The 13,631-nt window shown below is 57.7% G+C and carries 11 protein-coding genes; 8 read left to right on the top strand and 3 right to left on the bottom strand.

The window, feature by feature from the left end:
- Positions 1-41 precede the first annotated feature (41 nt).
- Entirely contained in the window at positions 42-1,970 is a 1,929-nt protein-coding gene (locus KDX37_RS04090; protein WP_231651401.1) for a transglycosylase SLT domain-containing protein, read from the bottom strand.
- A gap of 203 nt (positions 1,971-2,173) precedes the next feature.
- On the opposite strand from KDX37_RS04090, the gene KDX37_RS04085 reads away from it, so the two are divergent.
- Complete coding sequence (locus tag KDX37_RS04085) at positions 2,174-4,084, top strand: ATP-binding cassette domain-containing protein (protein WP_231651400.1); 1,911 nt, start codon at positions 2,174-2,176, stop codon at positions 4,082-4,084.
- 66 nt (positions 4,085-4,150) lie between these two features.
- On the opposite strand, the gene KDX37_RS04080 is transcribed toward KDX37_RS04085, so the two are convergent.
- Positions 4,151-4,591, bottom strand: coding sequence for a universal stress protein (locus tag KDX37_RS04080; RefSeq protein WP_231651399.1), 441 nt, complete (start codon positions 4,589-4,591; stop codon positions 4,151-4,153).
- Between the two features lie 127 nt (positions 4,592-4,718).
- Here KDX37_RS04080 and KDX37_RS04075 point away from each other — a divergent pair, with 127 nt between their 5' ends.
- The 7 genes from KDX37_RS04075 to KDX37_RS04045 all read left to right on the top strand — a co-directional run bounded on the left by KDX37_RS04075 (position 4,719) and on the right by KDX37_RS04045 (position 13,137).
- Complete coding sequence (locus KDX37_RS04075; protein WP_231651398.1) at positions 4,719-5,156, top strand: hypothetical protein; 438 nt, start codon at positions 4,719-4,721, stop codon at positions 5,154-5,156.
- A gap of 623 nt (positions 5,157-5,779) precedes the next feature.
- Positions 5,780-7,927 (top strand): fatty acid oxidation complex subunit alpha FadB, encoded by a 2,148-nt coding sequence (gene fadB, locus KDX37_RS04070; protein WP_231651397.1) that lies wholly within the window; start codon positions 5,780-5,782, stop codon positions 7,925-7,927.
- Positions 7,928-7,950: 23 nt separating this feature from the next.
- Positions 7,951-9,126 (top strand): acetyl-CoA C-acyltransferase FadA, encoded by a 1,176-nt coding sequence (fadA, locus tag KDX37_RS04065; RefSeq protein ID WP_231651396.1) that lies wholly within the window; start codon positions 7,951-7,953, stop codon positions 9,124-9,126.
- 105 nt (positions 9,127-9,231) lie between these two features.
- Entirely contained in the window at positions 9,232-9,468 is a 237-nt protein-coding gene (locus KDX37_RS04060) for a DUF1653 domain-containing protein (RefSeq protein WP_231651395.1), read from the top strand.
- A gap of 113 nt (positions 9,469-9,581) precedes the next feature.
- A complete protein-coding gene (gene topA / locus KDX37_RS04055; protein WP_231651394.1) occupies positions 9,582-12,194 on the top strand; it encodes a type I DNA topoisomerase in 2,613 nt (870 codons plus the stop codon).
- 123 nt (positions 12,195-12,317) lie between these two features.
- Positions 12,318-12,839, top strand: coding sequence for a DUF6586 family protein (locus KDX37_RS04050; RefSeq protein ID WP_231651393.1), 522 nt, complete (start codon positions 12,318-12,320; stop codon positions 12,837-12,839).
- Positions 12,840-12,903: 64 nt separating this feature from the next.
- Positions 12,904-13,137, top strand: a complete 234-nt coding sequence (locus tag KDX37_RS04045; protein ID WP_231651392.1) for a hypothetical protein — start codon at positions 12,904-12,906, stop codon at positions 13,135-13,137.
- Between the two features lie 14 nt (positions 13,138-13,151).
- On the opposite strand, the gene sulA is transcribed toward KDX37_RS04045, so the two are convergent.
- Positions 13,152-13,622: an SOS-induced cell division inhibitor SulA gene (gene sulA, locus KDX37_RS04040; protein WP_231651391.1), complete on the bottom strand. Its 471-nt coding sequence runs from the start codon at positions 13,620-13,622 to the stop codon at positions 13,152-13,154.
- Positions 13,623-13,631: the final 9 nt, after the last annotated feature.

Genomic DNA, 13,631 nt, shown 5'->3' with positions numbered 1-13,631 from the left:
AGCTGGCCACGAGCATGGCCAGCGCACTCGGTCAAGCAGCCTCAAAGATCATCAAAAAACCTTTCATGCCAGTCCACCAGCGGCTGTGGTGAGTTGAGTTTCTGGCCGTAGATCACCGAGTAAGACAATACGTTCTGCACGTACTGACGGGTTTCGTCAAACGGAATGCTTTCTACCCAGACGTCGAATGCCAGGTGATTGGCACCTTTCAGCCATTGACGTACACGTCCCGGCCCCGCGTTGTAGGCAGCTGAGGCCAGCACGCGGTTGCCATTGAACTGGCTGTGCACCGAACTCAGGTAGGCAGCGCCCAGCTGGATGTTGGTGTCCGGGTCCAGTACCTGCTGAGGCGAGGCCAGCGGGATGCTGTACTTGCGAGCGGTTTCTTTCGCGGTGGCGGGCATCAACTGCATCAGGCCGCTTGCGCCTACGCCTGAGCGCGCATCGTCCATGAATGCGCTTTCCTGACGTGTAATGGCAAACACCCAGCTTGAATGCAGGCCGCGAACCTTGGCTTCGCGTACCAGCGTGTCGCGGTGTGCCATTGGGAAGCGGATGTCCAGGTCATCCCAGTACTGCGCCTGGCTGATAGTGCGAATCGCAGGGAAATACCATTTCAGGTCGTACGCCAGCTTGGCTTGCGCAACCATCTCATCGCGATTGAAGAGGCGGCTGACGTGATACCACTCGCGGCGCCCGTCGACGATTTCGCCACGGTCATGAAATTCCAGCGCACGGCGGACGCCCGGTGTGTTGCGTACTTTGTTGATCAGGGCCTGGCTGAGCACCAGTGGTTTGTTATTGAGCTGATAAGGACTCTGCGTGCGATCAGCAGCCAGGAAACCGTAGAAGTCGCGCTCCTTGGCCACATCCTTGTATAGCGCAGCAATCAGCGGACTGTTGGGCTGCGCAAGCTCCAGGGCTCGCGCTTCCCAGTAGCGCCAGCGGTTAGTGCTTGCCAGATCCTTGGGCAGTCGGCGGGCGAGCTCATAGGCGTCCTCCCAGCGACCCAATCGCAGCAGCAGCCTCAGGCGCCATTCGGTGACCGTGTTGTCGCGCAGCTCCGGGTCGTACCTGGTCATGACCTCAAGGGCACGATCATCGTACCGCCGTGCCAGTGTCAGGCCGATTTCCTTGGCAATTTCCACCTGCTCCTCTCGCGAGAAATGCATGGTGGCGGCGTAGCCATCAAGCATGGCCAACGTTTTTTGCGGATCCTGACGTGCAAGGCGGCGCAAGCCGAGGCCTACTACGTCGGACATGGCTTCATCGACCGGCGCGAATTGCGCCGGATTGTTGACCATCTCCGGTTTTTGGGCGACTGCGACCAGCAAGCGGCCCTGCGGCGCCAGCGAGTTGAGGCTGTTGACCAGCGTGTTGGCCAGTGTGTAATTGCGCGCCTGGGCGGCAAGCTTGGCCCGCTGCCAGCGTTTCTGCTCGGTCAACTGACCCGCTGCAGCCCACTGGGCGAAGAACCCATCGCACGAAGCGGGCAGCGTCTTGCCGGTCATCCAGAGCTTCTCGGCACTGGCAAAGCCCTCGGCGCGTTGATTGTTGTTGAGCTGGTACTGGCCGTACAGGCAATCCAGCTCGACGAAATTCATCTTGGGGTCGTAATACTTGACGAAGGTCGTCCAGTCACCGCGCTCGGCCAGCCAGCGCAGCCAGCGGAGTTTCATCCAGTTGGCCTGGGGCAGATCGCCGTGCTCGGCAAGGAATTTCTCGATCTCGGCATTGCTGGCGGTCTTCAGGCGCGCCGTCAGCTCGTCGTATTCCAGATAAGGCTCGAGCGGATAGTCGGCAAGGGCAGTGCTGTACATCTGGTAAGGACCAGAGTCGCCCTTGGCCAAGGCCCTTTTTGCCTCGTCGTAATACTTGCGTTGTTGGTTGATATCTACCGCATGAGCAGTCTGGACGGCGATAGCGGAGAGGAGCAGGCACGATAAAAAGCTGAACAAACGACTGCGCATGAGACTTCCGAGCAGATGAGTCGTGAAAAGTGCCGCTAGCTTAGCCTTTTGCCGGCGCATGGTGAAAGCATTGCTGACGAGGTTGACTCATGCGGAAATAATTGGCGGTTATAAAGAATATAACCCTGTCTGCCCGGCGCCAGGAAACCCGACATCCAACTGCTATCTCAGGTAGAATGCGCGCCCGGTTTTTGGAGAAGCTCATGACCCTGCTCAAATTCAGCGATGTGTCCCTTGCTTTCGGCGCGATGCCGTTGTTGGACAAGGTGTCCTGGCAGATCGCCCGTGGTGAGCGGGTGTGCATCATCGGTCGCAACGGCACTGGCAAATCCAGCATGCTCAAGTTGGTAAAGGGCATTCAGAAGCCCGACGACGGAGCCGTCTGGCGCGCGCCAGGCCTCAAGATTGGCGAATTGCCCCAGGAATTGCCGGTAGCCGACGGACGGACAGTGTTCGACGTGGTTGCTGAAGGCCTGGATGGCGTCGGCGCATTGCTCGCCGAGTATCACCATCTGGCGCAGAATTGCGTGACCGAGGAAGACCTCAACAAGCTGATGCATGTGCAGCAGGACCTCGAAGCCCGTGACGGCTGGCGCCTGCAGCAACTGGTCGACAGCACTCTGAGTCGCCTGCAGTTGCCTGCTGACAAGACCCTTGCCGAGTTGTCGGGCGGCTGGCGTCGTCGCGTTCTGTTGGCGCAGGCGCTGGTATCCGAGCCGGACCTGCTGCTGCTCGACGAGCCAACCAACCACCTGGATATCGGTGCAATTGCCTGGCTCGAAGAAGCGCTCAAGGAATTCCAGGGCGCTGTGCTGTTCATTACGCACGACCGGGCATTCCTGCAGAACCTGGCGACCCGGATTCTCGAGCTTGATCGCGGCGGTCTGATCGACTGGAACGGCGACTACGCCAGCTTCCTGGTGCACAAGGAAGCGGCGCTGGCTGCTGAAGAAACTGCCAACGCGCTGTTCGACAAGCGTCTGGCTCAGGAAGAAGTCTGGATTCGTCAGGGCATCAAGGCTCGGCGTACCCGAAATGAAGGTCGCGTGCGTGCGCTCAAGGAGCTGCGTGTCGAGCGCAGCGAGCGCCGTGAGCGTACCGGCAAGGCCAATATTCAGCTGGATACTGCCGAGAAGTCGGGCAAGCAGGTGATGGTGCTGGACAACGTCAGTTTTGCGCACCCGGGTGGTCCGACGCTGATCAAGGACTTCTCCATGGTTCTGCAGCGCGAAGACCGCATCGGTCTGCTGGGTGCCAACGGCACCGGCAAGACCACGCTGCTCAAGCTGATGCTCGATAACCTTCAGCCGACAGGCGGCAAGGTTGAAGTCGGTACGCGTCTGGACGTCGCCTATTTCGATCAGCTTCGGCATCAACTGGATCTGGAAAAGACCGTTATCGACAACGTTGCCGAAGGTCGCGACTTCATCGACATCGACGGCCAAAGCCGCCATGTTCTGAGCTATCTGGGCGACTTCCTTTTCAGCCCGGCGCGAGCGCGTACGCCAGTCAAGGCATTGTCCGGTGGCGAGCGTGCCCGCTTGTTGCTGGCAAAGCTGTTCAGCAAGCCAGCGAACCTGCTGGTTCTCGACGAACCGACCAACGACCTTGATGTTGAAACCCTTGAGTTGCTTGAGGAGGTGCTCCTGACCTTCAAGGGCACGGTACTGATGGTCAGTCACGACCGGGCATTTCTCGACAACGTCGTGACCAGTACGCTGGTCTTCGAAGGCGAGGGCAAGGTCCGCGAATACGTGGGTGGTTATCAGGACTGGCTGCGTCAGGGCGGTTCTCCGCGTCTGTTGGGGGTTGCCGATACCAAGTCAGGCAAGGCCGAGCTGGCGAGTGCCGTGGTTCAGGCTGCACCGGTTGCCGCGCAGGAAATGCCGGTCGCCAGGAAGAAACTCAGCTACAAGCTTCAGCGTGAGTTGGAAGCCTTGCCTGGGCTGATCGATGCAGTCGAAGCCAAGATGGCTGTGTTGACTGCCGAAATGGCCGAGCCAGACTTCTATCAGCGTTCAGCGGAGCAGACCACCGCTGCGCTGGCGCAGATGGAAAACCTGCAGGCCGAGCTTGATGGCCTGCTGGAACGCTGGGCCGAGCTGGACGAGTAATCGCCTGACGCGCAGAAGCAAAAAAGCCCGGGTCAATGCCCGGGCTTTTGCTGTTGAGTGGTCAGGTTACTCAGGTTTCTTGAGGCGCACCGCCAACACGTCGCAGGGGGCGCCGTGAAGTACGTCATTGGCGGTTGAGCCGAGCAGCAGCGCCAGTCCGTGTCGGCCGTGGCTGCCGACCACGATCAGATCGCAGTTCTGGTTTTTTGCCAGTTGATGAATTTCCTGGCGTGGCTGTCCGTACACCAGATGGCTCTCACCGGCTTTCATTTGCGGGTACTTGATTTTCAGCTTTTCAAGTTTTTCCTTGGCCTGATCGAATTGCTGCTGTTGCAGCTGCGAGAGGTCCATCGGTACGTCGCCCCCAAAGGCCATTGCCATGGGTTCGACGATGTGAACCATCGACAACGTCGCGCCGCTGGCTTCTGCCAATTCCCGAGCGCGACGGATGACCGGATCGCATTCGTCGGTGAGATCTATGGCAACCAGAATATGTAGATACGACATGAGGGTGTCCTCCGGGAGGATTGCGATGGGTCAAGTATGGCTGTTTCGGTCGCATCTGGGCAGACCCTTGTGCAAGCCATTGTTTTCAAGATTGTTGTGAGCCTGACAACGGGCGGGGGCAAGAAATATGACGGTCTGGATAGTCCTGTCAATCATTTGTGTAATGTTGAGTCCACTTGTCTGGTTGCGTCCGTCCCGTCACCAGAGTGGCAGGATGGCGCTACGCATGGAGGCCAGGCGTATCGGCATGGGCATGCAGCTTACGCCACAGGAGTGGCCGCACTGGCTGCCCAAGGAGCCACCAAACCCCTGTGCGCAATACCATATCCCCCGCCGCATGGCTGGGGCTGACACTTGGGTGTACTGGCAAAGCGAGCCGGGGATCTGGCTCAACCGCTGGCGCGAGCCTTGTGAGGACAGCCGGTTGATGGTGCACTTCGGCACGCTGCCGGCCGACGTTTTCAAGGTCGAGGCCGACGCACAAATGGTTGCGGTCTATTGGGCCGAGCGGGGCGAGCCGGAAGTCTTGCAGCGTATTGACGCAGTGCTCAAGGCGCTCGCGTGAACGCTATGCGACGCTGCTTTCGAATGCTTGCAGGCTGAATCGCAGGCAATAAAAAGCCCGATAACAACATCGGGCCGGGGTTGGCCAGGCAGGCCGATAATTCGTCGCGTGCCGACATGCAATTCATCCGCATGCCGGCCACCGCTGTTGCGCACCCGCAATCAGTCGCATCGCGAGCCTCTTATGGCGCAGTGTGCAGACTCTAGTCGTTCTGCTCTGTTTTGTCGCGTTTTTATCCAACCTTTTTCCTCCGTGAGCACCAACGGTGCAAAGTCTTGCCAACGCTTTGCGACCCTGCTGGTCATATCACGTCGCTGAATAAGACTGGACCAAATAATCGTTTGCTTGTCATAAATGGCTCCAGGCTTTGGCAATTGGCCGTTTTTATTGGCGTTTAGGCGAATTGACAATTTTCGGATTTTGCCTGATGGTGTGCGTACCCAAATCAAACGGGCGTATGAAATGAGCGTTTGGTCGTCAGACGGCTCTGACAGAATCCTGGCTACCACGTCGCAGCGGATGTACGTGTGATTTGGCGTGTTCATCGACGGCGACGTCGTAGTCCCGTTGAACGTTGACGTTCAGCGGGTATTGTTCAGCTTCCATATTGTGGAGATCAGTTGATGATTTACGAAGGTAAAGCCATCACGGTTAAGGCTCTTGAAAGTGGCATCGTCGAATTGAATTTCGATCTCAAGGGTGAGTCCGTCAACAAGTTCAACCGTCTCACCCTCAATGAGCTGCGTCAGGCAGTCGATGCTCTCAAGGCCGACACCTCGGTCAAGGGTGTGATCGTTACCAGCGGCAAGGACGTTTTCATCGTCGGCGCCGACATCACCGAGTTTGTCGACAATTTCAAATTGCCTGAAGCCGAGCTGGTTGCGGGCAACCTTGAAGCCAACCGAATCTTCAGCGATTTCGAAGACCTCGATGTGCCTACCGTAGTCGCCATCAACGGTATTGCGCTGGGTGGCGGTCTGGAAATGTGTCTGGCGGCAGACTATCGAGTGATCGCCAACGGCGCAAAGATCGGTCTGCCAGAGGTCAAACTGGGTCTGTACCCAGGCTTCGGCGGTACCGTGCGCCTGCCTCGCATCATCGGTGCGGACAACGCCATCGAGTGGATCGCGTCGGGCAAGGAAGGCTCGGCAGACGATGCTTTGAAAGTGGGCGCAGTCGATGCCGTTGTCGCTCCAGACAAGCTGCAGGCTGCTGCGCTGGACTTGATCAAGCGCGCCATTTCCGGTGAGTTCGATTACAAGGCCAAGCGTCAACCGAAGCTGGACAAGCTCAAGCTCAACGCCATTGAACAGATGATGGCGTTCGAAACCGCTAAAGGCTTTGTCGCAGGTCAGGCTGGCCCTAACTATCCGGCTCCTGTCGAAGCCATCAAGACCATCCAGAAAGCCGCTAACTTTGGTCGGGACAAGGCACTGGAAATCGAAGCTGCCGGTTTTGTGAAAATGGCCAAGACCTCGGCCGCGCAGAGCCTGATCGGCCTGTTCCTGAACGATCAGGAGCTGAAGAAAAAATCCAAGGCGTATGACGAGCTTGCCAAGGACGTGAAACAGGCGGCTGTACTGGGCGCTGGCATCATGGGCGGCGGTATTGCCTACCAGTCAGCCGTCAAAGGCACGCCGATCCTGATGAAGGATATTCGTGAAGAGGCCATTCAGTTGGGTCTGAACGAAGCCTCCAAGCTGCTGGGCAATCGTGTTGAAAAAGGTCGTCTGACGCCTGCGAAAATGGCAGAAGCGCTCAATGCCATTCGTCCTACGCTGTCATACGGCGATTTCGGCAACGTCGACCTGGTGGTCGAAGCGGTTGTCGAGAATCCGAAGGTCAAGCAGGCGGTACTCGCCGATGTTGAGGCGCAGGTGGGTGAGCACACCATCCTGGCTTCCAACACTTCAACTATCTCCATCAGCCTGTTGGCTCAGGCGCTCAAGCGTCCTGAAAATTTTGTCGGGATGCACTTTTTCAATCCGGTGCACATGATGCCGCTGGTTGAAGTGATTCGTGGCGAGAAGTCCAGCGAAGAAGCTGTTGCCACAACCGTTGCCTATGCCAAAAAAATGGGCAAGAACCCGATCGTGGTCAATGACTGCCCGGGCTTTTTGGTCAACCGCGTGCTGTTCCCGTATTTCGGCGGTTTCGCCAAGCTGGTCAGCGCTGGCGTCGACTTCGTGCGCATCGACAAGGTCATGGAAAAATTCGGCTGGCCAATGGGCCCTGCGTACCTGATGGATGTGGTCGGGATCGACACCGGCCACCATGGTCGTGACGTCATGGCGGAAGGTTTTCCGGACCGTATGAAGGATGATCGTCGTTCGGCGGTGGATGTCCTTTACGAAGCCAAGCGTCTGGGTCAGAAAAACGGCAAAGGCTTCTATGCTTACGAGATGGACAAGAAGGGCAAGCCGAAAAAGGTCAACGACCCTGCGGTGCACGATGTCCTCAAGCCGATCATCTTCGAACAGCGTGAAGTCACCGACGAAGACATCATCAACTGGATGATGATCCCGTTGTGCATGGAAACCGTGCGCTGCCTGGAAGACGGCATCGTCGAGACCGCTGCCGAAGCCGACATGGGTCTCATCTACGGCATTGGCTTCCCTCCGTTCCGCGGTGGTGCGCTGCGTTACATCGATTCCATCGGTGTTGCTGAATTCGTTGCCCTCGCTGACCAATATGCCGAGCTGGGTGCCTTGTATCAACCGACCGCGAAGCTGCGCGAAATGGCCAAGAACGGCCAGAGCTTCTTCGGTTAAGCGCCTTTCTGAGGAATGAACGTATGAGCTTTAATCCAAGAGACGTCGTGATTGTCGACTTCGGTCGCACCCCGATGGGCCGCTCCAAGGGTGGCATGCACCGCAACACCCGCGCCGAAGACATGTCCGCGCACCTGATCAGCAAGCTGCTCGAGCGCAACAACAAGGTGGATCCCGCAGAAGTCGAGGATGTTATCTGGGGTTGCGTCAACCAGACTCTCGAGCAGGGTTGGAACATCGCGCGTATGGCGTCATTGCTGACCCAGATCCCGCACACTTCGGCTGCGCAGACCGTCAGCCGCTTGTGTGGCTCTTCAATGAGCGCACTGCACACCGCTGCTCAGGCGATCATGACCAACAACGGTGACGTGTTCGTGATCGGTGGCGTCGAGCACATGGGCCATGTCAGCATGATGCACGGCGTTGATCCGAACCCGCACATGTCGCTGCACGCCGCCAAGGCGTCCGGAATGATGGGTCTGACTGCCGAGATGCTGGGCAAGATGCATGGCATCACCCGCGAACAGCAGGACGCTTTCGGCCTTCGGTCGCATCAGCTTGCGCACAAGGCGACCCTTGAAGGCAAGTTCAAGGACGAAATCATCCCGATGCAGGGTTATGACGAAAATGGTTTCCTCAAGGTCTTCGACTACGATGAAACCATTCGTCCGGATACTACTCTGGAAAGTCTGGCGGCGTTGAAGCCTGCATTCAATCCCAAGGGCGGTACGGTGACAGCAGGGACATCCTCGCAGATCACTGATGGTGCATCGTGCATGATTGTCATGTCCGCGCAGCGCGCCAAGGACTTGGGCATCCAGCCAATGGCCGTGATTCGTTCGATGGCAGTAGCGGGTGTCGACCCTGCAATCATGGGGTATGGCCCGGTTCCTGCCACTCAGAAAGCACTTAAACGTGCGGGCCTGGGTATCGCCGATATCGACTTCATCGAGCTCAACGAAGCCTTCGCCGCACAAGCGTTGCCGGTGTTGAAAGATTTGAAAGTGCTCGACAAGATGAACGAGAAGGTTAACCTGCATGGCGGCGCCATTGCTCTGGGCCATCCATTTGGGTGTTCTGGTGCACGTATCTCCGGCACTTTGCTCAATGTCATGAAGCAGAATGGCGGTAACCTCGGGGTTTCCACCATGTGCATCGGACTGGGCCAAGGCATCGCGACCGTTTTCGAACGCGTCTGATATCTCGGTTTGATACGAGCCGGGGCTTGGTGCCCCGGCTTTTGTTTTTTTGAAAAAGCGCTTTTTTTACCAAATGTTTTGGGTGTGTTTCACGAGGGCTGCACCATGCAACTGCAACCAGGTTTGTATCGCCACTATAAAGGCCCTGAGTACAGGGTGTTCAGTGTCGCCAGGCATTCCGAAACCGAAGAGGAAGTCGTGTTCTATCAGGCTCTCTACGGCGATTTCGGCATGTGGGTACGCCCACTCGAGATGTTTCTCGGGGCTGTCGAGGTTGACGGCGAGCAAGTCCCGCGCTTTGCTTTGGTCCAGGCGGAAACCAGTCTGTTTTCCCGGCCATGAGTCGAGATTGCACAACAGCCTGTGCTTGACCTCACCTTGTAGCCACTATATATAGCGTGGCCTTTACAAGCGCCTCACTGTCTTTCATCTAGCATTCAGGAATTTTCTGATCCATGGGCAAATCGCTGGTCATTGTGGAATCCCCGGCTAAGGCCAAGACCATCAACAAGTATTTGGGCAACCAGTACGTGGTGAAGTCGAGTATCGGCCATATCCGAGACCTGCCCACCAGCGGTTCGGCCAGTGCTGCCAAGGACCCTGCCGCCAAGCGTGGCAAGGCCGCTGCGGGCGAGGGCCCGGTGCTGACGCCGAAAGAAAAGGCGCATCGCCAGCTGGTATCGCGGATGGGTGTCGATCCGGAACACGGCTGGAAAGCCAAATACGAAATCCTTCCCGGCAAAGAGAAGGTGATCGAAGAGCTGCGCAAGCTCGCCAAGGATGCTGACACCATCTATCTCGCGACGGACTTGGACCGCGAAGGGGAAGCCATTGCATGGCACCTGCGCGAAGCCATCGGCGGCGATGACAGCCGTTACAAGCGAGTGGTGTTCAACGAAATCACCAAGAAAGCGATTCAGGAAGCCTTCTCCAAGCCGGGCGAGCTGGACATCGCCCGCGTCAACGCTCAGCAGGCGCGGCGCTTTCTTGACCGCGTCGTCGGCTACATGGTTTCGCCTTTGCTTTGGCAGAAAGTCGCCCGTGGCCTGTCGGCCGGGCGTGTTCAGTCTGTGGCGGTGAAGCTGGTGGTCGAGCGTGAGCGCGAGATCCGTGCGTTCAACCCAGAAGAATACTGGGAGATCCACGCTGACCTGGGTACCGCCAAGGGTGCCAACGTGCGTTTCGAAGTGGCCCGTGAAAACGGTGAAGCCTTCAAGCCGCTCAATGAAACCCAGGCCATGACCGCGCTGGAAAAGCTCAAGGCTTCCAGCTACAGCATCATCAAGCGCGAAGACAAGCCGACCAGCAGCAAGCCGTCTGCTCCGTTTATCACGTCCACACTGCAGCAGGCCGCGAGCAACCGCCTGGGCTACGGTGTGAAGAAGACCATGATGATGGCTCAGCGTCTTTATGAAGCCGGTTACATCACTTACATGCGTACTGACTCGACAAATTTGTCAGCTGACGCAATAGCTATGGCTCGCACCTACATCGAGACTGAGTTCGGAAAGAAGTACTTGCCGGATTCGCCGAATGTCTACAGCAGCAAGGAAGGCGCACAAGAAGCGCACGAAGCGATTCGTCCTTCCGACGTCAATACGCATCCGTCCAAGCTTACCGGCATGGAGCGCGACGCCGAGCGCCTTTACGAGCTGATCTGGCGCCAGTTCGTGGCGTGCCAGATGCCGCCTGCGCAATACCTGTCGACCACCGTCAGTGTCGCCGCCAGCGATTTCGAGCTGCGCGCCAAGGGCCGCATCCTGAAATTTGACGGTTATACCCGTGTGTTGCCGCAGATGGCCAAGCCTGGAGACGACGACGTACTCCCGGACATGGCTCAGGGCGAAACCCTGAAGCTGAACAAGCTCGACCCTAGCCAGCATTTCACCAAGCCGCCTGCGCGTTACTCCGAGGCGAGCCTGGTCAAGGAAATGGAAAAACGCGGCATCGGTCGTCCTTCGACCTATGCGGCGATCATTTCGACCATCCAGGACCGAGGTTACGTGGCGCTGCATAACCGCCGCTTCTATTCGGAAAAGATGGGCGACATCGTGACCGGGCGCCTGTCCGAGAGCTTCGCCAACCTGATGGACTATGGCTTCACCGCCGGGATGGAAGAAAACCTCGACGACGTGGCACAGGGTCAGCGCGACTGGAAAAACGTTCTCGACGAATTCTACGGCGATTTCCGCAAGAAGCTGGAGGTGGCCGAGGCCCCTGACAGCGGCATGCGCGCCAACCAGCCGGTTATGACCGACATTCCGTGCAAGGTCTGCGGGCGTCCAATGCAGATTCGTACTGCATCGACAGGCGTGTTTCTGGGTTGCTCCGGTTACAGCCTGCCGCCAAAAGAGCGCTGCAAGGCGACCGTCAATCTGACTCCCGGCGACGAGATTGCCGAGGACGACGAGGGCGAGTCCGAATCCAGAGTTCTGCGCGGCAAGCACCGCTGCCCGATTTGCAGCACCGCCATGGATGCTTACCTGCTCGACGAAAATCACAAGCTGCATATCTGCGGCAACAACCCGGATTGCACCGGTTACGAGATCGAGAAGGGCACGTATCGCATCAAGGGCTATGAGGGCCCCAGTCTTGAGTGCGACAAGTGTGGCAGTGAAATGCAGCTCAAGACCGGCCGTTTCGGCAAGTTCTTCGGCTGTACCAATGCAGAGTGCAAGAACACCCGCAAACTGCTCAAGAGCGGTGATGCTGCGCCACCGAAGATGGACCCGGTCAAGATGCCGGAGCTCAAATGCGACAAGGTTGACGACACTTACATCTTGCGTGACGGTGCATCGGGCCTGTTTCTCGCGGCGAGTCAGTTCCCGAAGAACCGCGAAACCCGTGCTCCGCTGGTCATCGAGATCGCGCCTCACAAGGACGAAATCGATCCCAAGTACCACTTTCTGTGCGATGCGCCGCAGAAAGACCCGGATGGTCGTCCAGCGGTGATCCGCTACAGCCGCAAGACCAAAGAGCAGTACATCCAGACCGAAGTGGAAGGCAAGCCGACTGGCTGGCGCGCGTTCCATGACGGCAAAGCCTGGAAAATCGAAGACAAGCGTTGAAAGTCCGTGTCCGTCATGCAAATGACGGACACCTGCTTTCAGGCGAACGGGTGCCGAGAGCTTCGTTGACTCCAACGCTTGGGGCTATGCTGAAGGTATTCGCTTGTTAGGGAGGGGCTTGCCATGGCTCAAGAACTGTATACCCGTACAAACCAGAAGATTTATTTTGCCGGTCTGTCGCTCGAGGCGCTGGGGAAGGCCGAGAAGGGCCAGGCCATCAATGCGCAGGCGTTGTTGCAGGCTGAACGCGAGTCTGCGCTGTTCCATCTTTATGGAGCGCTGCTCGGGTTGTGTCATGAGATCGCCGGTTTCTACCGTCTGCCTCAGGCCAATGCTCGTCGTGCTGAGGAACTGCTGACTCAAGAAGTTCTCGACGCAATCGCTATTCCGGAAATGGCCGAACTGCTCGAGCTGGCTCAAAACCGTCAGACCTGGTTGGCGCAGTTGCTGGCTGCCTATAACGCGCTGTATGAGCCTCCGCGCGCACCTCGCAAGCCCAAGGGTGACGTGACGCAACCGATGATTGTGGCGGTCAATCTGGACGCCGAACCGGAACCCGAGCTGACGCGTGACGAGCTTGAGAGCTGGCGTCAGCAGCTGAAAAGCCTTGCCGTTCGTTTCCGTGAAGGCTTGAGCGAGTGTTGAAAACCCATGAAGTATAGGTTGGCAGGCTGCTACAATGCCCGCCTACTGCGGAGTAACCTTACCAATGCCTACCTCTTTTCTTGAAATAGTCGAACTGCCTGACGGTCGTATCGAGTTGCGTCGTGCAGATGACGAGGGCTCACTGGTCACGTTGGACTTCTCTGCCGACGCCAAGGCATTCATGCAAGGTCAGCACGTTGAAGTGGCCAAGGCCATGCTCAGCGTAGGCGTGCAGATGGCTGGGAAGCTTGCTGAAGGTGATACCGAGAAGGATGAAGGGCCGCGCGTACTGCACTGATTCAGGACCGGGCCTTAGCCCAGTCGAATGTTCAGGCTTTGTGCTTGGCCGATTTTTGCTGCACTGATCAACTGCTGGCGCGCTGATGTGCCAAGTGGATTGATCCAGCTCACCACCGTATGGCTGCGTCCCAGTCGCAGCGCTTCGCGAGTCAACTCCAAAGCACTTTGAGTGCCCCGTGGTTGCAGCAGAAGAATTCTTTCCCGGTTCAACCCCGCCTCACGCAACCAGGCTTGCGTGAGACTTGAGGGTGGTGCAATCAATGTCAGCCAGCGGGCGTCCATGTCCTGGCTCAGCTCTCTCAGGATGGGCGCCAGAAGATTCAGGCAGTTCCCGGCAGCGCCACGCAAAGACAGTTCACTGAACACTTCCGGCTCGTTGGTCCAGGGTGTTTCGACGACATCTGTAAGCAACGGGGCGATGGGCTGGGCCATGAACGCCTCGAACAGCGGTAACTGCGTGTGCGGTGCTTGATGGAACTGCATAACGTCTCC

It is taken from the genome of Pseudomonas californiensis (assembly GCF_021147775.1).
Taxonomy (GTDB): Bacteria; Pseudomonadota; Gammaproteobacteria; order Pseudomonadales; family Pseudomonadaceae; genus Aquipseudomonas; species Aquipseudomonas californiensis.
Note: the sequence above shows the minus strand (reverse complement) of the source record. Positions and strands in the feature narration are given on the sequence as shown.